Genomic DNA, 22696 nt, shown 5'->3' with positions numbered 1-22696 from the left:
TTTCCCTACCCCGCCACGGACCTCGCGGATCGGGGCCGGGCGACCGGGACCGGCGGCCCGCGGCGGCTCAGGTAGAGGCCGCGAGCGGCTCGTCCCCCTCCGCGGCCGCCAGGATCTCCTCCGGCGACGCCGCTCCGGACAGGGCCAGCGAGGTGTTCTCCCGCACCTTGCGCTCGATCAGGTCGAGGACGGGTGCGCACAGATCCACGTGCTCGAACCCGCCGAACGCCGGGAAGGAGTTGGTCTCCAGGATGACCGGGCCGTCCGCGCCGCGCAGCAGGTCGGCGCTCATCAGGTCGAGACCGGACGCGCGGGCCGCGCGCTCGGCGACGCTCACCTCCTCCTCGGTGAGGGCGACCGGGCGGCACACGTCCCCGGGCCCGTTGGAGCGGAAGTCACCGGGACGGCCGCCCGTCTGCTCGACCGCCGCGACGAACTTCCCGCCGACGACGATCACGCGGTGGTTGCGTCCCGCCGCCTCGGCGACGAACCGCTGCACCAGCAGCGGAATCCCCCGCTCCCGGATCGAGGCTGCCTTGGCGAGCAGTTCGTCCTCCTCACGCGCGAGAGTGACCTCCGCGCCCCTGGCCCCGTCCGGCTGCTTGAGCACGACCGGGTAGCCGTACTCCCGGGCGAACAGCCGCAACTCCCGGTCGTTGGGGCAGAAGGCCGTGGCGGGGGTGGGGACGCCGTGCGCCACCAGCCGGACGTGCGTGGCGAACTTGTCGGCCGAGCGCAGCACGGCGTCGACCGAGTTGAGGTGCGGGACGTCCTCCCCCACCGCGCCGAGGACGACGAGCCCGCCCAGCGCGTCGGTGGACATCTGGTGAATGATCCCGTCGGCCTCCAGCGGCACGCCGTCGGAGCAGAGTCTCGGCCCCCGGCTGTCGAGCGCCACGCTGAGCTCGTTCCACGGGACGACGCACGGCAGGTGTCCCCGCCGCCGTGCCCCTTCCTCCAGGTATCTGATGTCATCGTTCGCCGGACCTTCACCAGTTATGATCAACAAGCGAAGTCCGGGATCGTTTACCCCATTTTCCATACTCTCCGTATTTCCGTGATTACATAAAGTGATATCCCGCCGGGAGCAACGGTTCTCCACCGCGGCGGGAGTCCGGCCGCCCGGCTCAAGCGGGGCACCGGCCGTACGGAAAACCGGTTGACGGGGCGCTTAGCCTTAACGGGCTCTTCGCCGGGAATGGTGAGGGGCGTCAACTGAAGACCGTGAGGAGCGTGCTGCCTGCCGATGCCCCCTGATACCGAACCCACCGGCCCAGATCCCCGCACCCGACAGCTCCACCCGCGCCTCGCCAGGGCCGGCTCGCTCTGGCGGATGAAGTCCTACCTGCGCCCCTACACCGCCCGCCTGGCCGTCATCTGGGTGACCTCCTTCACCGGGATCGGGATCGGCATCGCCATCCCGCTGATCGGCCGGGAGATCATCGACGGCCCCGTCGCCCGCCGCGACCCCGGCGCCCTGCTCCCCCTCGCGCTGCTCGCCCTGGCCCTGGGCGTGGTCGAGGCACTCCTCGTCCTGGTGCGCCGCTGGCTCCTGGCCGAGGCCGTCCTCGGGCTGGAGACCGCCATCCGCGACGACCTCTACCGGCACCTGCAGCGGCTGCCGATGAGCTTCCACGGCGCCTGGCAGTCCGGCCAGCTGCTGTCACGCGTGACGACCGACCTGTCGGTCATCCGGCGCTTCCTCGGATTCGGCATGCTCTTCCTGGTGCTGATCAGCGTTCAGATCACCGTGGTGACCGTGCTGCTGCTCCGGCTGTACTGGCCGCTCGGCCTGCTGGTCGCCGCGTCCGCGGTGCCGGTCGTGATCACGTCGATGCGCTTCGAACGCGGCTACATCGACGTCTCCCGCCAGGTCCAGGACGAGCAGGGCGACCTCGCCACCGTCGTCGAGGAGTCCGCCGTCGGCATCCGCACGATCAAGGCGTTCGGCCGCGGCCGGCACGTCTTCGAGACCTTCGACGACGGAGCGCGCAAGGTCTACCGGACCTCGATGGAGAAGGTACGGCTCTCGGCCAGGTTCTTCACCTTCCTGGAGGTGATCCCGAACGTCACCCTCGCCGTCGTGCTGCTGCTCGGCGCCCTCGCGGTCGGCTCGGGCCTGCTGACGCTGGGCACGCTGGTGGCCTTCACCACCCTGATGCTGCAACTGGCGTGGCCCATCTCCTCCCTCGGCTTCATCCTGGCGATGGGCCAGGAGGCGATGACCGCGGCGGACCGGGTGGCGGAGGTGCTCGACACCGAGCCGGACATCACCGGAGGCGCGCAGGAGCCCGGGAGCCCGCGCGGGCACCTGCGCTTCGAGGGTGTGGAGTTCCGCTTCCCCGGGGCCGGCGAGCCGGTGCTGCGCGACGTCTGGCTGGAGGTGCGGCCGGGCGAGACGGTGGCGGTCGTCGGCGCGACCGGGTCGGGCAAGACCACGCTGACCTCCCTCGTCCCCCGGCTGCACGACGTCACCGCGGGGCGCGTCACGATCGACGGGCACGACGTGCGCGACCTGTCGCTGCCCGCGCTCCGCTCGATGGTCGCCACCGCCTTCGAGGAGCCGACCCTGTTCTCGATGAGCGTCAGGGAGAACCTCACGCTGGGGCGGCCCGACGCCACCGAGGAGGAGGTCGAGGCCGCGATCGAGGTCGCCCAGGCCGGGTTCGTCCACCGGCTGCCGTGGGGGCTGCAGACCAGGATCGGCGAGCAGGGCATGTCCCTGTCCGGCGGCCAGCGCCAGCGGCTCGCCCTGGCCCGGGCGGTCCTGTCCCGGCCGAGGGTCCTGGTCCTGGACGACACCCTGTCGGCGCTGGACGTCGAGACCGAAGCCCTGGTGGAGGAGGCGCTGCGGCACGTGCTGCGCGAGGCCACCGGGATCGTCGTCGCGCACCGGGCCTCCACCGTGCTCCTCGCCGACCGGGTCGCCCTGCTGCTGGACGGCACGATCGCGCACACCGGCCGTCACCACGAACTCATGGCGACCGTGCCGGAGTACCGCGCGCTGCTCTCCGCCGATCTGGACGGCGGCCCCGGTACGGCCGGCGGACCGGCCGGGGGTTTCGACGACGGTTTCGACGACGGCATGGACGATCTGGACGCAGAGGGGGCCCTGCGATGAGCGACACGACCGCAACGCGCGACTGGCGCGGCGTGGCCGCCGAGAGCCAGGACGAGCTGACGGACCAGATGTCGTTCCTGCTCCGCAACCGTTCCAGGCGGCTGCTCGGCGACGTGCTGAGGCCGTACCGCACCCGGATCGCCGTCCTCGTCGCGATCATCGTGATCTGCAACGCCGCCTCGCTCGCCATCCCCTTCCTGGTCAAGGTGGGCATCGACGCCGGCATCCCGCCGATGCGGTCGGGCGAGGGATCGGGCGCGCTGATGACGGTCGTCGCGGCGGTGCTGGCGGCGGCGGTGATCCAGGCGACGACCCGGCAGGTCTTCCTCAGGATGGCCGGCCGGATCGGCCAGAGCATCATCCTGGAGCTGCGCAGGCGGGTCTTCCGCCACTTCCAGCGGCTGTCGCTCTCCTTCCACGAGGACTACACCTCCGGCCGGGTCGTGTCCCGGCTCACCTCCGACATCGACGCCATCTCCGAGATGCTCCAGTCGGGTTTCGACAGCCTCGTCACGGCCGTGCTGACGCTGACCGGCACCGCGGTGCTGCTGCTGGTGCTGGACGTCCACCTCGGCCTGGTCGCCCTGCTGCCGCTGCCGGTCCTGCTGCTGTTCACCCGCTGGTTCCGGCGGCAGTCGAGCCTTGCCTACCGCAGGACCCGGGAGACCGTGGCCCTGCTGATCGTGCACTTCGTGGAGTCGATGACCGGCATGCGCGCGGTCCAGGCCTTCCGCGGCGAGCCGCGCAACCAGGAGATCTTCTCCCGGCTCAACGCCGACTACCGGGACGCCAACGTGCGGAGCATGCGCCTGATCGCGGTCTTCATGCCGGGGGTCAAGCTGATCGGGAACGTCACGATCGCCGCCGTCCTGCTCTACGGCGGCTGGCTGGCCGTCGGCGGCGAGGTGACGGTGGGCGTGCTCGCCGCGTTCCTGCTCTACCTGCGCCAGTTCTACGAGCCGATGCAGGAGATCAGCCAGTTCTACAACACCTTCCAGTCGGCCGGGGCGGCGCTGGAGAAACTCTCCGGCGTGCTGGAGGAGAGACCCGCGGTGGCCGAACCGCGCGAGCCCGTGACCCTGGAGCGGCCCAGGGGGCGGCTGCGGTTCGACGGGGTCGAGTTCTCCTACCTGGACGGCACCCCGGTGCTGCCCAGGACGGACCTGACGATCCCGGCGGGGCAGGTCGTGGCGCTGGTCGGCGCCACCGGGGCGGGCAAGACCACGCTGGCGAAGCTGGTCGCCCGGTTCTACGACCCGGTCTCCGGCCGGGTGCTGCTGGACGGAGTCGACCTGCGCGACCTCGGTGAGGACGCGCTGCGCGAGGCGGTCGTCCTCGTGACGCAGGAGAACTTCCTGTTCACCGGCTCGATCGCGGACAACATCAGGTTCGGCCGCCCCGGCGCGACCACGGCCGAGGTCGTCCGGGCCGCCCGCTCCGTCGGCGCCCACGACTTCGTCTCGGCGCTCCCGGAGGGCTACGACACCCAGGTCGGCAAGCAGGGCGGCCGCCTGTCGGCGGGCCAGCGGCAGCTCGTGGCGTTCGCCCGCGCCTTCCTCGCCGACCCCGCCGTACTGATCCTCGACGAGGCCACCTCCAGCCTGGACGTCCCCGGCGAGCGGCTCGTGCAGCGGGCCATGCGGACGATCCTCTCCGGCCGGACCGCTCTGATCATCGCCCACCGGCTCTCGACCGTCGAGATCGCCGATCGGGTGCTGGTGATGGACGGCGGCCGCATCGTGGAGGACGGGCCGCCCGGCCGGCTCATCGCGCGGGCGGGCCGGTTCGCCGGCCTGCACCGGGCCTGGCTCGACAGCATCTCCGACCGCGGCCCGGACCGTCCGCGGACCCACGGCTAGGGCCGGCTCCCCCGCCTCCGGTTCCGCCGGAGGCGGGGGCGTGCGGCGATCCCCCGCCGTGTCTCCTCCGGACGAAGCCGCTCAGATCAGGCCGCGGTCGCGGGCGTAGATCGCCGCCTGGGTGCGGTCACGCAGTCCGAGCCTGCCGAGGATGCGGGAGATGTGGTTCTTGACCGTTCCCTCGCTGAGGTAGAGGCGCTCGGCGATCTCACGGTTGGTGGAGCCCCGGGCCACCAGCCGGAGCACCTCGGTCTCGCGGTCGGTCAGCGCCGGATCCGCCCCGCCGCCGGGCGGGCCGGCCACCGGGGGGCCATCGGGCCCGGGACGGGTGAGCGCGGCCGCCAGACGCGCCGCCGCCGCCGGATCGAACTGCACGACACCGGCGTGCGCGAGCCGTACGGCGGCGGCGAGCTCCCTCGCCGGCAGGTCCTTCAGCAGGTAACCGCTCGCACCCGCGTGCAGCGCCTGCACGACGTACTCCTGGTCGTCGAAGGTGGTGAGCATGACCACGCGGCAGGCCGGGGCACGGCGCCGCAGCTCCACGGTGGCCTGGATCCCGTCCATCACCGGCATGCGGACGTCCATGAGGACCACGTCCGGCGCGAGCTCCACCGCCTTCTCGACGGCGTCGCGGCCGTCGGACGCCGTTCCCAGGACCGTGATCCCGGGCTGGATGCCGAGCAGGGAGGCGATGCTCTCGCGGATCAGCCCCTGGTCGTCGGCGACCAGGACGCTCACCTGTTCACCCGTCATGGTCTGCCTTCCCGCGGGGCGCCGACGGCATCGACCGTGCCCTGTCCCCGCGCGGGACGGTGACCGTCAGGCAGGTGCCGGTTCCCGGGCCGCTGTCGATTTCGACCCGGCCACCGGCGAGTTCCGCCCGCTCCCGCATGCCGAGCAGGCCGAAGCCCTCCCGCCCGGGAGGCAGGCCCGTGCCGTCGTCGGCGACGGTCAGCCGGGCCCCGGACTCGTCGAAGGCGACGGCGACCGAGACGCGGGTGGCGTTGGCGTGCCGCCGGGCGTTGGTGATCCCCTCCTGCGCCGCCCGGTAGAGCGCGGTGAGCGTCTGGGCGTCGTAGCCGTCCTCGTCCCCGCTGAACTCCAGGGTGACGGCCACCCGCCCGTCGTCGGCCTGGTCGTCCACGAGGCCGGCGAGCGCGGAGGAGAGCCGGAACGGAGCCGGATCGGCCCGCAGCGTGCGGACCGAGTGCCGCACGTCGTCCAGCGCGCGCCTGGCCGAGCGGTGCGCGTCCTCGATCGCGCGCTGCGCCTGCCCCGGATCGAGGTCGCGGAAGGCCGTGGCCTTCTCCAGCAGCACGACGACGGCCGTGAGATGGTGGCCCAGGTCGTCGTGGATGTCCCTGGCCACCCGGTTGCGCTCGGCCGCGGCCGACAGCTCGGCGACCTGGGCGGAGTAGGCGGCCAGCCGCCGGTGGGACGCCTCCAGCCGGGTTCTGCCGCGCCGCTCCTCCACGGCCGTGGCCGCCATCGCGACGGTCAGGACCAGGCCCACGAAGAACATCAGCAGGTCGGAGACCTGCTCCAGGTCGGTGTACCAGCGGGGGGTGCCCAGCTCGTAACCGGCCACGACGAGTCCCCCGCAGGCCGCGGCGAGCGCGACGGCGACCGTCCGGCCGAAGGAGAAGTAGGCGGTGAACGGCACCAGGACGAACAGCACCCGCGACAGTCCCGAGCCGTCGGCCGCGGCCACGACGACGAACAGGGCCACCCGCGCGCAGAGCGAGACGACCGCCGGCCACGACGCGGTGCCGGTGGGCGGGTGCAGGCGCTCCACCAGGTCGAGCGCGAACAGGGCCGCGATGCCACCGACGAACTGTGTCATATGGGTGGTGCCGAGGCCCGCCAGTCCGGCGTACAGGCCCGCTGCCAGCACGGTGCCGTAGAGCACGGGCGAGACCCACGGTACGGACCGCACGGAGGACACCGCGATTGAGGGCACAGCGTAAGCCTACGGCCGCTGGGAACCGCGGGCCGCGGCTCGTGAGGCGGGGGCCGTCCGGCCGGAGAACCGGCCGGACACTCGGTTCCGCACGGTCTAGCGACCGCTCGCCGATGCCACCGGGACACCCTGCCGCGCGGCCGGGCCCGCCGTCGCCGTCCCCGACCACACCAGTGCCGACATCCAGACCAGCACTCCACACGCGATCACGTGCATGGCGCTGGTGAGCAGGGTGTCGGGCAGGGACGACAGCACCGTCAGGAGCACGAGCGAGACGATGTAGACCAGCGAGGCCGGGAGCGGGAACACCCGGGCGCGCATCATGGAGACGCCGAACAGAACGGTTCCGGTGACGAAGACCGCCATGCTGCCGAGCACCGCGATCCTGGTGGGGCCGGACATCAGATCGGCGACGACCGGCCCGTCCAGGAAGAAGAACACCAGGTTCAGCGTGAACGACACCCCGCCGAACAGGCCGAGACCGATCAGGTTCACGGCGTAGGCCACGGCGCCGAATCGCCCGGCCGCGGCGCTGTGGTGCAGGTAGAAGGCGGTCAGCGCCGGGGTGCCGAAGACCGCTCCGAGGCCGACGACGAAGCTCGTGAGAGCGGTCTCGCCGGTGAACGCCTCGATGATCCCGGGCACTCCGAGAGAAAGGCCCAGCAGGACTCCGCAGACCGCGCCGAAACGCGCCAGCCATGGTGAGGACGTCAAGGTGATGCTCCTTGTTCGTGATGGGGCGGAGGGAACGACCCGACCCTAGGAGCGCCGGGGGGACCGCCGGCAGTGCCGGACGGCCACACCTCCGGCCGGAGGCCACGGGCGGCACGCCGGCTCGCGGGAAGGACGGCACGTGCCCTCCGGCACGTGCGGGAGGCGGCGGCGGGGCGCCCTGCCCCCTCCGGTGGAGAGGCCCGTGCCGGGCGCCGACCGGCGCCCTCGCCACGGCATCCGCACGGCACGGTCGTCACGGATCGTGTTCGTTCGTTTTTCCTAAGTAGCGACCGGTGCGCGCCGAATAGTCGGCCGACAACAGCAAGCGCGCAGACCACCGTTCGCCCGCGGGTCTGCGCCGAGCCCGGCCGGTTACCCGCATGCCCGAAAGCGTGTCCCCGGACGGTTCCCTCGGTCGGCGGGAGCCTCCCCATGTCGTGAGGCTCCACCGCGCAGCGGGCGGCAGGAAGAAGGGGACGCATCTTTGTCCGTTCTGTCGCGTGCCGCGTACCGCGGAGGCTTGTCCGCCGGTCTCGCCCTCGCCGGTGTCATCGGCTTCGCCGTCCTTCCCGCCGCGGCGGCCGCCGCGGATACCCCGGGGATCACCGACGACCTGTCCGCCCCGGCTCCCTTCGCGGAGATGCAGGCCCGGATCGCCGAGATCGAGACCGAGCTCCAGGCTCTCCAGGACCCGGCCGCGTTCGCCCAGCCGCAGCTCTCGGGGACCACGGAGGCGACGGACACGACGACCGCCACGACGGCGGACCGGGCCCGGACCGCGGAGCTCCCGGCGCTGGACTCCCCGACGGCGCTGGATCCGTCCCAGGCTCTGAAGACGCTGGAGTCCCTGGCGCGGGGGGCGCAGAACGAGGGCACGTCGAACCAGGGCACGTCGAACCAGGGCACGTCGGCCTCGGGCGGCGCCCGGGTGCAGCAGATGATCACCGCCGCCCTCAGCAAGGTCGGCGAGGGCGAGGCCTCGGACGGCACGACCTTCTACGGCAAGTGGTACAACGGCTACACCAAGCAGAAGGGCTTCGCCGCCGCCCCGTGGTGCGACATGTTCCTGGGATGGGTGGCCGTCCAGTACGGACTGCAGGACCAGATGGGCGTCTTCGCCTACACCCCCTGGCACGCCGAGTGGTTCAGGAAGCAGGGCCGCTTCGACCGCAAGCCGCGTGTCGGCGACCTCGTCTTCTTCGACTGGGGCGGTTCCAAGAACATCTCGGCCATCGACCACATCGGGATGGTCACCGGGGTCAACCCCGACGGCTCCGTCTCCACCGTCGAGGGCAACGTCAGCGACAAGGTCGTCACCCGCACCCGCACCATGGGCACCATCGTCGGCTTCGGCCACCCCGCCTACGGAGGCTGAGCGTCCCGCGTCGTCGGCGAGATCGGCCGGAGGGCGGCTCCGCGGTGACGTTCCGTCGTCACCGCGGAGCCGCCCTCCGGCCGTCGAGCAGGCCCGGTTCATGCCCCCGAAAGGGTTGATCAGCGCTTTCGGTCCGGCGTTCTCACGCCACCGGGAGATTTCCCCGGCCGGTTCCCGGGGTATGACCACTCTGCGTTGCGTATCGTCTTCCGTAGCGGCCCAGCGGTGGCCCGACCCGTTCCGCGTCCGGTGACGGCCCCGAGGAGGCGCGCGGACCCGTCCTCCACCAGGAGGAGTGCTCTCCCCGCCCGATCCGGTAGGTGATAGGGAATGCCCACCGAAGAACCGTTCGACGGCTGTGCTCCGACCCGCGGTCACGTGACGGAGCTGCGCATCCACGGGGTGGCGGGGGCCACGCCCGGATCCGTCCTGTTCCCCCGCTGTCCCAGCCAGGTGAAGTTCGTCGGAGACCCCGAACGCGACAGGGTCGGCATATATCTCCCGGCCGACCGCGGCACCGGCGTCGCCTGGCGGCTGGAGGCCTACGTGTGGGGCGATCTCACCTCGGGATCCCGGTCGCGGGCGTTCTGGTTGCTGCTTCTCCCCTTCGCCCTGGCCAACATCGCGTTCTACATGACGCCGCGCTGGGCGCCGGACGGCCGCGAGCGCCTGCCGTGGCTCCGCCGGGCGGTCGACGCCGGGCAGCGGCTGTTCGCGCTCTCCCTGACCGGCACCCTGGTCGTGGCCCTCATCGGGACGTCCATGGACGTCGTCGGCTGGCAGGCCACCCGGACCGTGCACGACTTCACCTTCCTGGCGTGGGCGGCCACCGCCGGCGAGGACGACGCCCGGCGGCGGCTGGCCCTGGCCTCGCTGTTCCCCGCACTGGTGCTGACCCTGGTCTGGTGGCTCGGCAGGAAGTCCTGGGCCCGTTTCGACGCGCGCGAGGTGCCCGAGGCCGAGCCCGATCCCGTGACGGAGGGCGTGCCGCTGGCCGACCGCCGGATGTGGAATGGCGGCGACCCCGTCGGGCGGCTGCGCTCGCTCCACATCTCCTTCGGTTTCACGCTGATCGCGCTGGCCCTCGCCCTGCCCTTCGCCTCCGGCCCGCCGTTCGGCGCGCTGCTCGCCGCCGGGCCGCCGGTGCTCGCCCTGACGGTCGCGCTGGTGGCCCTGCCGTACGCGGCCGTCCGGCACCGCCCGGGCCGGGAGCCGGTGTGGTCGCGGCTGCTGACGAGGGCCTGCGTGGCGCTCCGCACATCCGCCCTCGCCCTCTACGGCCTGGCCTTCGCCTCAGGAGCGGCCGGGGGCGGAGGGCCGGTGCCGGACGCCGACCGGGCGCTTCCCGGCTTCCACGGCATGCTGGAGGCGCTCTTCTCCTCGCAGGTCGTCCTGCTGGCGGCCGTCGCGGCGGGGACGGCCGCCATCGCCGTCCGGAGCAGGGAACCGGCCGATCCGGCCGTGCCCTACCCCCGGGCCGTGCTCGGCCTGGCCGGCCCGGTGACGCTCCTGATGGCCTGGTCCCTGGCGGCGGTCTTCTCCATCGGGCTGGCGTTCGCCGTGGCCGAGGCCGTGGGAACGCCCTCCTTCACCGGTGGCGCCGAGGGGATCGTGCTGTCGGGCCCCTACTGGTGGTCGACGCTGGCCATGCTCGTCGCCGCCCTCGCGGTCGTCCTGCTGGCCCTGTGGCTCGTCATGGTGTGGCGGCGGGAGTCGAGACGGCTGCTCGCCGTGCTCCGGGACAGGTATCCGGCGCACACCGAGTACGTCAGCCGCGTCTGGGCCGCGGCCGGGCTGACGGACCGCACCGAGACGGTGGTGACGGTCATCGCGGCGCTCGCGGCGGTCTCGGCCGCGCTCGCCGCGCTCCTGATCACCATGGGCATCGGCGACGTGCCGACGGGGCCGGCCGTGGCGCTGGGCATCCTGGTCACGGCCGGGGTGGCCGTCGGCCTGATCGTCGTCGGCTGGCGGGCGTACGAGCACCCCGCCCTCCGCTCGACGGTGGGGGTCCTGTGGGACGTCACCACGTTCTGGCCCCGCGCCACGCATCCGCTCGCCCCGCCCTGCTACGCCGAGCGGGTCATCCCGGATCTCCTGGACCGGGTCCGGCTCCTCGTCCGGGACGAGCAGAACACCGTCGTGGTGTCGGGTCACAGCCAGGGGAGCGTCATCGCGGCCGCCCTCATCCTGCAACTGGATCCCGCGGACCGGTGTCACACCCGCCTGCTCACGCACGGCTCACCGCTGCGCCGCCTCTACGCGCGTTTCTTCCCCGCCCATTTCGGGCCCGGCACCCTCCGGGCGCTCAGGGACGCCGTCGCCGCCCCCGCGGGCGAGCCGGGCTCCGCGCGCCCCAGCCTCTGGCGCAACCTCCACCGTGTCTCCGACCCCATCGGAGGCCCGGTGTTCGCGGCCGGTTATCCCTGGACGCCGGCCGACGGCGGCATCGACGAGTCCCTCTGGGACCCTGCCGCCCCCTCCGGCGGTCCGCGGGCCGATCGGAGAACGCCTCCGCGCTGCTTCGGCCACGCCGACTACTATCTCGACCCCGCGTATGACGACGCCCTCCGGAGATTGATCACCTAGGGATCGGCCGCGGGTTGTCTCCGGTCTGGCCGGCAGCGGTGGGTGACCGCGTCGGCCGTACGGCTCCCGCCCGGCGGGACGGCGGAGATCGCCCTCTCGCCCGCGTGCGCCCGCGACTGCCAGGATGGGCGGGAGCGAACGCGAGGTGACCGATATGACGGACATCAGGACGGCCGGTGCGGCGGAGACCGCCGAGAGCGCGCAGGTGACCGGCTTCTGGCGGGCGCTGGGGCTGCCGGGCCTGATCGACGTGCACACGCACTTCATGCCCGAGCGGGTGCTGGCCAAGGTCTGGGACTACTTCGACTCCGTCGGCCCGCTGACCGGGCTGCCGTGGCCCATCACCTACCGCATGGAGGAGGACCGGCGGGTGGAGACGCTGCGCGGCTTCGGAGTGCGCCGGTTCACCTCCATGCTCTACCCGCACAAGCCCGCCATGGCCGCCTGGCTCAACTCCTGGTCGGCCGAGTTCGCCTCCCGGACGCCGGACTGCCTGCACACCGCGACGTTCTTCCCCGAACCGGAGGCGGCGGGCTACGTCACCCGCGCCCTCGACGAGGGGGCCCGGGTGTTCAAGGCCCACCTGCAGGTCGGCGGGTACGATCCCGGTGACGAGTTGCTGGAGCCCGTGTGGGGGGCGCTGGCGGAGGCGGGCGTCCCCGTGGTCACGCACTGCGGGTCCGGCCCCGCGCCCGGCAACCACACCGGGCCCGGACCCATCGGGCGGGTGCTGGCCCGCCACCCGCGCCTGCGCCTCGTCGTCGCGCACATGGGCGTGCCGGAGTACGGCGACTTCCTGGACCTCGCCGAACGCCACCCTGGCGTGTTCCTGGACACCGCGATGGTCTTCACCGCCTTCAGCGAGGCGCTCTCGCCCTATCCTCGCGAGGATCTGCCGCGCCTCACGGATCTGGGTGACCGGATCCTGCTCGGCACCGACTTCCCCAACATCCCTTACCCCTACCTGGAGGCGCTGGAGGGTCTGGCGGGCCTGGGGCTGGGCGACGACTGGCTGCGCGCCGTGTGCCACGACAACGCGGCACGGCTGTTCGGGGTGTAGGCCCGACGACCCGGCCGTCGCGTGCCGCGGGAACGCCCCCTCGTCCGGTACGGCCGACGTCCCCGGAGAGCGGCCTCCGCCCGGCCTCGGCTCCGGCCGGAACTGTCCGCGCGATGTCGTACGGTCCTCATATGTGCCGAAGCATCAAGACCCTTCGCGAGCCCTACGCCAGTGACGTGACAGGTGAGGACGTGCGCGCCGCCGCGCTGCAGTACGTCCGCAAGATCTCCGGGTTCCGGGCCCCGTCGGCGCGCAACACCGCCGCCTTCGAGCGGGCCGTGGAGGCCGTCGCCGCCGCGACGCAGGCGCTCCTCGACGACCTCGACGTGCGGCCCGGCGGGATCCGGCCCTAGACCGGCGGGGGCGATCCGGTCCACTCGCCGCCGCACCTAAAATGGTTGAAATTTAAATGTCAGGAGGACCGCCGGCATGATGCAGTTCGGAATCTTCAGCGTGGGCGACGTCACCGCCGACCCCACCACCGGCAGGACTCCGAGCGAGCACGAGCGGATCAAGGCGATGGTGGCCATCGCGCTCAAGGCGGAGGAGGTCGGTCTCGACGTCTTCGCGACCGGCGAGCACCACAACCCGCCCTTCGTGCCGTCGTCCCCGACGACCATGCTCGGCTACATCGCCGCGCGGACCGAGCGGCTCATCCTGTCCACCGCCACGACGCTGATCACCACCAACGACCCGGTCAAGATCGCTGAAGACTACGCCATGCTGCAGCACCTGGCCGACGGGCGCGTCGACCTGATGCTGGGCCGCGGCAACACCGGGCCGGTCTACCCGTGGTTCGGCCAGGACATCCGCCAGGGGATCCCGCTGGCCGTCGAGAACTACGCGCTGCTCCACCGGCTCTGGCGCGAGGACGTGGTCGACTGGGAGGGCCGCTTCCGCACGCCCCTGCAGGGCTTCACCTCGACGCCCCGGCCGCTCGACGGGGTGCCCCCGTTCGTCTGGCACGGGTCCATCCGCAGCCCGGAGATCGCCGAGCAGGCCGCCTACTACGGAGACGGGTTCTTCGCCAACAACATCTTCTGGCCGAAGGAGCACTTCATCCGGCTGATCGGCCTGTATCGCGAGCGCTTCGCCCACTACGGCCACGGCACCCCCGAGCAGGCGATCGTCGGGCTCGGCGGGCAGGTGTTCATGCGCAAGAACTCACAGGACGCCGTGCGCGAGTTCCGCCCGTACTTCGACAACGCGCCCGTGTACGGCCACGGCCCGTCGCTGGAGGAGTTCACCGAGCAGACCCCGCTCACGGTGGGCAGCCCGCAGGAGGTCATCGACAGGACGCTGACCTTCCGGGAGTCCTTCGGCCACTACCAGCGCCAGCTGTTCCTGATGGATCACGCCGGGCTGCCGCTGAAGACCGTGCTGGAGCAGCTCGACATCCTCGGCGAGGAGGTCGTTCCGGTGCTCCGCAAGGAGTTCGCCTCCGGCCGGCCCGACACGGTGGCGGACGCCCCCGTGCACGGAGCCTCGGCCGCCCGCCGCGCGGACGGCGGGCCGTCCGCGCCCTGACCGCCTCGCGCCGGGACCCGTGAGGCTTTCCCTCCGGCCGCAACCGTCCCGCACCCTGAGCGCACTGTTCCCGCCACGTCCGGCGGGCTCAATGGGAGAAGAGGGCCGATCGGCGGCCCGAACTTCCGAATGGGAGCCCCCGTGGTGCAGGGACGCCCTGCCTCATCGTGAAGGATCTTCGTTCTCCATGACCTCTGCCGCTCGTGCCGTCTCCCGTACCCGTGTCCTCACCGCCGTCGTGGGCTTGGCCCTGACCGCCGGGACGACCCTGGCCGCCGGGGCCGCCCACGCGGAGACCGAGCGGAAGGTCATGCTGAAGGGCTCCACCACCGCCTCCTACTTCTGGGACGACGGCTCCGGCCGCGCCGGCGACACCGGCCTGCCCGCCTCCGGCAAGCCCATGCAGAAGGGCCTGGCCGCCAGCCCGAGCTGGCCGCTGCTGACCGAGGGCTACGTCGTCCACAAGGGCAGGACGGCCCCCTTCTTCGTCGGCGACCGCGGGCCCGGCGAGCCGTCCAACCGCGGCATCATGCTCGATCTGGACGCCAAGACCTTCGCCGACCTCACCGGCGGCACCTTCAACCCGCGCACGCTGACCGTGCAGGGCAACGGCGGTCTGGGCCACATCAAGGTCGACTACGTCATCACCAAGTGGGGCCCGGGCGTCGGCAAGAAGAACCACCCGGTGCCGTTCTCCACCCGCGCCTGGTCGGCCAAGGACACCAACCCGGCCGAGCCCGTGCTGCTCGCCGGGTCCGCCGCGGCCCGGCCGGAGGAGCCGGAGAGCCCGGCGAAGGCGCCCGCCCCGGACGCGGGCAACGCGCACACCTCCGCGGCGGCGCCGAAGCGGTCGGCCGCCCCCGCCCCCACGGGTGGCACCAGCGGCAGCGGCAGCGGCAGCGGCAGCGGGACGACGCCCCCGGCCACGCCCGCCGCTCCGGGCCAGGCCGCCGGAACCGGTACGCAGTCCCCGGCCACCGCGAGCCTGTCGACGATCCCGAGCCTGCCGCCCCTGCCACCGCTGCCGTCGCTGACGCCTCTTCCGGCTCTGCCGTCGCTGACGCCTCTCTCACCTCTGCCGACCGCTCCCACCTCGTCGCCGGCCCCGACGCCGGCCGCCTCCACCCCCAGTCGCATCGTCACCCCGGCCGTGCGCTCCTCCGGCGCGGGACCGGACCCGGCCGCGGAGCTGGATCGGGCCGAGGCCGTGGCCGCCCTCTCGGCCTCCGGCGGTTCGGGTGGCATCCCCACCGGGCTGCTGCTGTCCGTCCTGATCGCCGCCGGTGGCGGGGCCTACCTCGGCGGACGGTTTCTGAGCCGGGATACGCCGGACGGTCCGGCCGCCGGGACGGCGCGGCCCGCCCATGACGAGATCCGCGCCGGGACCGGAACCCCGGCCGACGCGTCCGACGCAGGGTGACGGCTGCGCCTCGGTTGCCGTCCGGCCGGCGGCGGTGCCGTCGTGCGCATCCCGGTCTCAGTTGAGACCGGTCGCCGCCGGTCGGACCACGGGCCTCCACCCGACCGGCGCGGTCACCGGCGGCTGCGGCGGGCCTGAGCGCGGTAGCGGTCGAGGACATCACGGCGAAGGAGGTGGCCGAAGCCCGCGGCTTCGATGCGCAGGCCGAGCTCGGGCTCGGTGACGCCGAGTGTGACGGCGGTGTCGGCGAGGTTCCAGCCGTCGGCGGCGAGCCGGGTCAGCAGATGACCGCGCCGGACCTGGTTCTCCGACAGGCGGAACGTCTTGAGATACGCGAGCCGGCCGGCTCCGTCGGTGATGAGCTCACCGATGTGGTTCTCACGCTGCCGTTCGAACGACGGCAGGAAGCGGGACAGACGGTACTCGCCCATCGTGTAGACATGCTGATACGTGTAGTCCGCACCCAGCAGCCCGTCCGCCATGACCTGGTCGTGGAAGGCCGCCCACTCGTCCTGCTGCCCTCGGGCCTGCGCGCGCAGATCGGCGAGCGAGCGCACCGTCGCGTCCGCGATGCGGGCGCGGAAGTCGGGCACCGGCATGCTGAGCATCGCGTAGTGGTAGATCAGCTCGCCGTACAGGTCGTGGACGAGAGTGGAGTGCAGGGCGCGGTAGTCATCGGGGTGCGGCACCACGAACGCGGCCGCGAGCGCGTCCGCGGCGTAGACGAGAACGCCGCACTGGCCGGGGTGGATCTCGAAGACGCGAAGGGCGTCCCCCAGCCCTCTGACCGCGGCGCCCGCGTACGCCTCCTCGACCCGGGGCGAGAGCCCGCGGTCGATCGCGCGGCGCGACCATTCCTCCCACGCGATCTCCGGCCCGCCGAAGTGCAGCGCCAGGTAGCCTTCGAGCGCCAGGTGCAGGGGGAGGAAGCGCAGCCGGTTCTTACCGGCTCGGCGGGCCATGCGGCGGTGGAAACGCAGCGGCACCCGGCTGGGCGCGCGGTCGCGCTCCGCCGGCCCCCGGAGCTGGGTTCCGTACGCCGCGGCGGGGGTGCCGTCCCGCGTCCAGCTCGCCACGAACCCGTGCGGGATGTAGGAGAAGTAAGCGCTGCGCGCGTCCACCTCGACGATGCCGAACTCCGCGTCGTAGAGCCGTGCGTCGAGCCGCAGGTCCTCGATCGGTTCCTCGCGGACGAGCGGGACGAGCCGTACGCCGCCCCATGCCTGCGCGGGGCGGGTGGAGAGGCCGGTGAGGGCGAGCTCCGTCATGAGCCCTCCCTCAGGAACTCCTCGACGCGGCGCGCCAGGTGGGCGCGCAGCTCGGAGATCCCGGTGCGCCCTTCCGCGAACCGGGCCAGCTCCACCAGGGCGACCAGGTTCTCGGCGTCGCGGATCCCGGCGGTCGGGACCGTGGGCGCCAGCCTCCGCACGTCGAAGTCGGCGGCGTCGTACACCGGGTTGAGGTGCACGACGCCGCAGGTGCGGTCCGGGTCGAGCCGGGTGCGCCAGATCCGCAGCACCTCTCCCGCGAGCCCCGGCGGCGAGTTGTCCCAGCCGTCGGAGACGATGACGAGGCGTTCGGGCCCGCGTTCGAGGCCGTCGAGGATGCGCTCGCCGAGCGGTGTCGCCCCGTGCGGATGGGCGAGCAGCGCGTCCGTACGGCCCGACAGCCACAGCGGCGTGTACTCGGAGGCCAGCGCCTCCAGGAGGAAGTGGCAGGCGAGCGCGACGGCGAGCGGACGGCGGCGCTTGTGGCCCGAGCCGGATGAGGAGAAGCTGTCGTCGAGGACGGCGGCCACCGCGCCCCAGCGTCCGGCCCGGTCACCCGCGGTCCGGCAGGCGGCCGCGCGCAGCGCCGCCGTCAGCTCGGCGCGGCGGCGCAGGCGGTCGTCCGGTGGGAGGGCGAGCACGTATGACGCCAACCGGGTCAGCGGCATCGTGGTGAGGTCGGCCCGCACCGCGTCGGCTCCCAGGCCGCGTGCCGACTCCTGCAGGCGCAGCCGCTCCAGCCGGGTGAGCCGGGGTGCGATGCGCTCCAGGAAGGCGGCGCGCGCGATGCGGTGCTTCGCCGCGAATCCCTCCGCCACCGTGTAGGGCAGGTCGTACAGCGCGGCCTGCTCGTAGTGGGCCCGCCGCCAGGTCTCCAGGATCGGTGTGGCGTAGGCGGCCGGCCGGTGCGGGGCGAACAGGAACGGCCCCAGTTCCCCGACCGGCCTCAGGTGGGCGTGACGGACGGCGCCCTTGACGGCGCCGCGGTACTTCACCGCGTCGAACGCGGGATCGGGACGGGCGGCCAGCCAGTCCCGCATGATCGCCCTGGTGCGCCGGTTGTTGACCCTCGCGCGGCGCAGCCGGCGAAACAGCCCGTACACCCGGGGCGGTGGCAGCAGGGCCAGCCGCCGGGCGATCAGGCGGCCCTCGGCCCGGCGCTGGTCGGCGTCCGCCTCCGCCGTCGTGGCCAGCAGGTTCCAGGCGATCATGACGGCGTTGTGGTCGTTGACGTCCAGGGCGAGGGTCGCCGCGTACAGGTCGCGGTAGTTGCCCATCAGGTAGCGATGCAGGAAGTCCAGCGAAAGGCTCTGCTCGTCCGCACCGGAGTGGAACTCGCGCTGCCCGGTGGAGGTGATCGCCGCGTTCACGAACAGCAGGACGTCGTCGGCGGCGATCAGGTCCGCGCCGGTCTGGGGGTGAGCTTCGATCGCCGCCTCCGGGTCGACGTGTACGGGGCCGGCCGGGGAGTGGAGGCACGAACTGCGAATCATCGCTTTACAGGCGGGTTCCGGAAGTCGCACCGGAGTCCCGCGGCCGGCCCTGGAAGGCTAACACCGACATATCACCTTCTCTGCCCTGTTTTCCTGCCGCCTGCCGGAGGGGGCGGGCCCCTCCGGCAGGCGGGCCGCGGGGCCGGAGGGGTCTCCCCCGGCCCCGCGGCCCGCCCGGCCGTCAGCCCGGCGCGGCCGTCAGGTCAGGTCCGTGCACTTCTTCGCGTCGGGATCCGCCGCCGCCTTCGGGACCCAGCGGATGTTGGCGAACGACGCGGAGAACGCACCCTCGGTGTAGACGAGGAAAGGCGTGTTGACGTTCTCCATGTCGAGGCCTCCCGCAGCGAAGCAGGAGATGGGGATCTTGACCGTCGTCTTCGTCCCCACGGGCATTCCCTGGAAGAGGGAGGTCGCGACGACCTCCGAGAAGCACGGGTAGACGCAGTGGGCGCTGATGACGGTCCTCGCGGCCGGGGCCTGGTGGACGATGGTGTCGAAGACCAGGGCGGCGTCGGAGTTGAGGTAACCGCGCAGGTCGGTGCCGCCCGCCGGGTTCTGCGTGTAGATCTGGGCGGGGCCGGTGCCGTTCCAGGTCGCCTTGAGGCCGTCCTGCTGAACGTTGACGTCGGACTGCACGACGCTGATCGCGGAGTGCGCCGCCTCGCCGTCGGGGCCGATCTCGGTGCCGCCCCAGTTGTCGGCGGAGCCGATGAAGCTCTTGTACGGGGCGATGTCGGTCCGGTTGAAGAGCTCCAGGTCCTCGGTGGCCTCACCGCCGCCGCCCGTCGAGCCGCAGGGGGACGGGGGCGCCGTCTCGTCGAGCGTCCCGACCGAGCCCGTCTGGCCGTAGCGCAGGCCGTACCCGAGCGGGAAGAGCGGGTCGTATCCCTCCTCGCCCTTGTTGAGCGGCGTCTGGCAGGCGGTCTTCGGCCAGGAGTACGGCAGCCTGCCGGTGTAGCCCCCGTGGTGCCTGCCCCGGACGAGCAGGTCGGCGACGCCGCCGCCCTCGGTGCCCGGCAGCCACGCCACGACGAAGGCGTCGGAGCGGTTGAGCTCCTTGTTGACCCAGAGCGGCCGGCCGGTGACGTAGACGGTGACCACGGGGGCGCCCTTGCCCTTGACCTTGTCGAGCACCGCGAGGTCGCCGGGGTAGAGCTTGGCGGCCTCCAGCGAGCGCCGCGCGAGGTCGCCGACGCCCTCCGCGTACGGCGTCTCGCCGATCACCGCGATGACCGCGTCGTAGGCCGCGGGGTCGACTCCGTCGGCCGTCTCGCTGAAGGTGACGTTGGCCTCGCCCAGCGCCTCGCGCAGGCCGCCGAGGATCGTGGTGCCGTTGGGGAAGTCGGCGTTGGTGTTGCCGGTGCCCTGCCAGGTGAGGGTCCAGCCGCCGGTCTGGTTCTGCATGCTGTCGGCACTCTTGCCGACCACGAGGACCTTGGAGCCCCTGGCCAGCGGGAGCACCTTGCCGTTGTTCTTGAGCAGGACCTGCGACTTGCGAACGGCCTCCCGGGCGAGCCGCCCGGCCTCCAGCGCGTCGGCAGAACCGGCGAAGGCGCGCTTGGAGGGCTTGGGCCCGTCGAGCACGCCGGCGCGCAGCTTCACCCGCAGGATGCGCGTGACCGCGTCGTCGATGCGTGCCATCGGGATCTGGCCGCTCTCGACCTGGGCGATCGTATTGGTGATGAACGCCTTCCAGTCGTTGGGGACCATGACGACGTCCATGCCCGCGTTGATCGCCTGGGGGCAGCTGGCGTTGGTGCAGCCGGCGACCTGGCCGATGCCGTTCCAGTCGGAGACGACGACTCCGTCGAAGCCCATCTTCTGCTTCAGGATGTCGGTGATCGCGCGCTTGCTGCCGTGCAGCTTGCCCTCGTTGATACCGAGTTCCTCGTTCGTCCAGCTGTTGAACGAGACCATCACGGTCTGGGCTCCGGCCGAGAGCGCGCCGTAGTAGCCCTGGGCGTGCATGTTGATCATCTCGGCCTCGGACGAGGGGTTGACGCCCTGGTCCACGCCCTTGAGGGTGCCGCCGTCACCGATGAAGTGCTTGGCGGTGGCGATGACGCCGTCGGCGCCGATGCGTCGCGGGTGCCTGCCCTGCAGACCCTTGACCGCCTCGTAGCCGTAGGCGCGGGTGATGCGGGGGTCCTCCGAGAAGCCTTCGTAGGTCCGGCCCCACCGGTCGTCGCGGACGACGGCGAGCGTGGGGGCGAAGGCCCAGTCCTGGCCGGTGGCGCGGATCTGCTCGGCCGTCGCCGCTCCGATGTCGCGGATCAGGCACGGGTCCTGCGTGGCGCCCAGGCCGATGTTGTGCGGGAAGACCGTCGCGCCGTAGACGTTGTTGTTGCCGTGGACGGCGTCGATGCCCCAGATGACGGGGATCTTCGTCCGGGTGGCGACCGAGGCGTCCCAGTAGGCGTCGGCGAGGTCCAGCCAGGCCTGCGGCGAGGCGTGCTTGTCGCGCCCGGGCCACGAGCCGCCGCCGTTGAGCACCGAGCCGATGCCGTACTGCTTGACCTCCTCGGGGGTGATCGCGGCGATCTCCGGCTGGGTCATCTGGCCGACCTTCTCGGCGAGGGTCATCCCGGCCAGGATCTTCGCCACCCGCCTCTCGTCCGCGGGGTTCTGCCTGATCCGGCTCTTGACCTTGGGCCACTCGGCGAGCGCCGGCAGGTCCTTCTCGATGCGGGCGCAGCCGCGCGCATCGAGAGAAGGCTTTCCGATCACCGGCTGTCGGTCTCCGGCCGCGGTCTCCGCGGCCGCACCCGGCATTCCGGCGACGCCTGAGGCCAGTACGGCGAGGCCCGCGAGCGCTGCGAGAGCGCTCCTGCGGACGCCCTGTCGGGCGGGGGGTCTGGTCATCGAGGATCCGTTCTTCGGGAACTGCAAAGGCTGTGGCGGTCCCCCGAGTCGCACAGTGCAGATCCTGACCCCGTGACATCGGTCGAGTCAATAGCTTCTTGAGAGCGCTCTCTCAAGAGATCCGGGATCCGTTGGCGGAGGTGCCGTGGAGAAAGGGCTCCACCAGCCCTTTCTCCGTCCCCTCTTCCCCGGCCCGCCACGGGAGCCGGACGATCCGCGAGTGCGCCCGAGAGCGCTCTCTAACGGATGACCGGACGTGGTGCGCACCGCCCGGCCGCGCTCCCGGACGGATCAGACGCCCTCACGTGTCGACGAGCCCACCCGGGGCATCGACGTGGGCACCAAGGCCGAGGCGCAGACGCTCATCGACGAGCCGGCCCGCACCCGGCGGAGGGCTCAGCGACCCGCCGGCGGGCACGGCCCCCAGGAGGTGCTCTCCCGCACCATGAGCCGGTAGCCGGCCCGCACCTCCTGCGGCGCGCGGCCGGACCTGCCCTCGATCCGCTGCCTGAGCAGGTCCACCGCGATCCGGGCCAGCTCGCTCTTGTCCGGGGCCACGGTGGTCAGGGTCGGCGTGCTGTAGCGGCCGTCCTCGATGTCGTCGAGCCCGGCGAGCGCGATGTCCCCGGGTACGCGCAGGCCGGAGGAGAGGATGGTGCGCAGCGCCCCCAGCGCCAGCAGGTCGTTGAAGCAGAACACCGCGTCGGGGGGCGTGCCCGCGCCGAGCAGGGCGGCCATCGCCGCCGCCCCGTCGGCCCTGCGGTAGCGCTCCACCGTGGCCACCGTCTCCGGCAGCCCGTGCGCGGCCAGCGCCTCCCGGTAGCCGGCCAGCCGGAGCGGTGCCGTACCGCTGATGGAGCTGTCCTGGGCGCCCAGCGCGGCCACCCGGGTGCGGCCGAGGCCGATCAGGTGCTCGGTGACGTCGCGGGCCGCCCGGATGTTGTCGATGGCCACGTGGTCGGCCGGGCCGTCGTGGATCCGCTCGCCCAGCAGCACCAGCGCCGTGTCGTCGGTGCGGGCCGCCAGCTCGTCGGCGCCGATCGCGATGGGACTGAAGATGAGCCCGTCGACCCGGTGGTCGCGGACTCCGTCGAGGATCTGGCGCTCGCGCTCCAGGCTCCCGTCGGTCTGCTCGATGATCACCAGCCATCGCTGCTCGGCCGCGGCGTCGATGACGAACCGCGACAGCTCGGCGAAGTAGGGCGCGTCGAGCTCGGGCAGGGCCAGGGCGATCACGCCGGTGCGCCCCTGTCGCAGGTTGCGCGCCGACAGGTTGGGCCGGTAGTCGAGCCGGGAGAGCGCCTCCTCCACCTTGGCCCGGGTCGCGGGCGCGACGTGCGCGTATCCGTTGACGACGTTCGAGACGGTCTTCACCGACACCCCGGCCAGAACCGCGACGTCCCGCAGGCTCGCTCCCACCCCGCTCTCACCTCCCTGGCCGTACGGCT

Annotated in this window: 16 protein-coding genes; 8 read left to right on the top strand and 8 right to left on the bottom strand. The window is 72.4% G+C overall.

Annotation, left to right across the window (positions count from 1 at the left end):
- Positions 1-67: 67 nt before the first annotated feature.
- Positions 68-898 carry an ATP-grasp domain-containing protein gene (locus tag HS041_RS21260; protein ID WP_196442390.1) on the bottom strand — a complete coding sequence of 277 codons (831 nt, stop codon included), beginning with the start codon at positions 896-898 and terminating at the stop codon, positions 68-70.
- 348 nt (positions 899-1246) lie between these two features.
- Here HS041_RS21260 and HS041_RS21255 point away from each other — a divergent pair, with 348 nt between their 5' ends.
- A complete protein-coding gene (locus HS041_RS21255) occupies positions 1247-3121 on the top strand; it encodes an ABC transporter ATP-binding protein (RefSeq protein ID WP_230879164.1) in 1875 nt (624 codons plus the stop codon).
- Positions 3118-4980 carry an ABC transporter ATP-binding protein gene (locus HS041_RS21250; protein WP_196442389.1) on the top strand — a complete coding sequence of 621 codons (1863 nt, stop codon included), beginning with the start codon at positions 3118-3120 and terminating at the stop codon, positions 4978-4980. The genes HS041_RS21255 and HS041_RS21250 overlap by 4 nt, the downstream gene beginning before the upstream one ends.
- An 81-nt stretch (positions 4981-5061) precedes the next feature.
- On the opposite strand, the gene HS041_RS21245 is transcribed toward HS041_RS21250, so the two are convergent.
- From HS041_RS21245 to HS041_RS21235, 3 genes are all read right to left on the bottom strand, one after another.
- Entirely contained in the window at positions 5062-5733 is a 672-nt protein-coding gene (locus tag HS041_RS21245; RefSeq protein WP_196442388.1) for a response regulator transcription factor, read from the bottom strand.
- Positions 5723-6916 (bottom strand): sensor histidine kinase, encoded by a 1194-nt coding sequence (locus HS041_RS40120; protein ID WP_196442387.1) that lies wholly within the window; start codon positions 6914-6916, stop codon positions 5723-5725. Before HS041_RS40120 ends, HS041_RS21245 begins: the two co-directional genes overlap by 11 nt.
- 120 nt (positions 6917-7036) lie before the next feature.
- Complete coding sequence (locus HS041_RS21235; RefSeq protein WP_196442386.1) at positions 7037-7654, bottom strand: hypothetical protein; 618 nt, start codon at positions 7652-7654, stop codon at positions 7037-7039.
- Between the two features lie 520 nt (positions 7655-8174).
- Here HS041_RS21235 and HS041_RS39800 point away from each other — a divergent pair.
- The 6 genes from HS041_RS39800 (at position 8175) to HS041_RS38540 (ending at position 15625) form a co-directional block, all read left to right on the top strand.
- Positions 8175-9029, top strand: coding sequence for a CHAP domain-containing protein (locus HS041_RS39800; RefSeq protein ID WP_196442385.1), 855 nt, complete (start codon positions 8175-8177; stop codon positions 9027-9029).
- A gap of 330 nt (positions 9030-9359) precedes the next feature.
- Positions 9360-11618: a hypothetical protein gene (locus tag HS041_RS21225; protein WP_196442384.1), complete on the top strand. Its 2259-nt coding sequence runs from the start codon at positions 9360-9362 to the stop codon at positions 11616-11618.
- A 154-nt stretch (positions 11619-11772) separates the two neighbouring features.
- Positions 11773-12678, top strand: a complete 906-nt coding sequence (locus tag HS041_RS21220; protein ID WP_196442383.1) for an amidohydrolase family protein — start codon at positions 11773-11775, stop codon at positions 12676-12678.
- 131 nt (positions 12679-12809) lie between these two features.
- Positions 12810-13031, top strand: a complete 222-nt coding sequence (locus HS041_RS21215) for a DUF2277 domain-containing protein (protein ID WP_196442382.1) — start codon at positions 12810-12812, stop codon at positions 13029-13031.
- Between the two features lie 79 nt (positions 13032-13110).
- Positions 13111-14205, top strand: coding sequence for an LLM class flavin-dependent oxidoreductase (locus tag HS041_RS21210; RefSeq protein ID WP_196442630.1), 1095 nt, complete (start codon positions 13111-13113; stop codon positions 14203-14205).
- A gap of 187 nt (positions 14206-14392) precedes the next feature.
- Positions 14393-15625 (top strand): hypothetical protein, encoded by a 1233-nt coding sequence (locus HS041_RS38540; protein ID WP_307845390.1) that lies wholly within the window; start codon positions 14393-14395, stop codon positions 15623-15625.
- Positions 15626-15738: 113 nt separating this feature from the next.
- Here HS041_RS38540 and HS041_RS21200 read toward each other — a convergent pair whose 3' ends face one another.
- The 4 genes from HS041_RS21200 to HS041_RS21185 all read right to left on the bottom strand — a co-directional run bounded on the left by HS041_RS21200 (position 15739) and on the right by HS041_RS21185 (position 22667).
- Positions 15739-16893 carry an ARPP-2 domain-containing protein gene (locus tag HS041_RS21200; protein WP_196442381.1) on the bottom strand — a complete coding sequence of 385 codons (1155 nt, stop codon included), beginning with the start codon at positions 16891-16893 and terminating at the stop codon, positions 15739-15741.
- Positions 16890-18386: a hypothetical protein gene (locus tag HS041_RS21195; RefSeq protein ID WP_230879163.1), complete on the bottom strand. Its 1497-nt coding sequence runs from the start codon at positions 18384-18386 to the stop codon at positions 16890-16892. The genes HS041_RS21200 and HS041_RS21195 overlap by 4 nt, the downstream gene beginning before the upstream one ends.
- Before the next feature lie 198 nt (positions 18387-18584).
- Complete coding sequence (locus tag HS041_RS21190) at positions 18585-21248, bottom strand: glycoside hydrolase family 3 protein (protein ID WP_196442380.1); 2664 nt, start codon at positions 21246-21248, stop codon at positions 18585-18587.
- 396 nt (positions 21249-21644) lie between these two features.
- Positions 21645-22667: a LacI family DNA-binding transcriptional regulator gene (locus HS041_RS21185; protein WP_196442379.1), complete on the bottom strand. Its 1023-nt coding sequence runs from the start codon at positions 22665-22667 to the stop codon at positions 21645-21647.
- Between the last annotated feature and the right edge of the window lie 29 nt (positions 22668-22696).

Origin of the sequence: Planomonospora sp. ID67723 (genome assembly GCF_015711605.1) — a bacterium.
Classification (GTDB): domain Bacteria; phylum Actinomycetota; class Actinomycetes; order Streptosporangiales; family Streptosporangiaceae; genus Planomonospora_A.
This window is presented reverse-complemented; position numbering and strand designations above follow the sequence as displayed.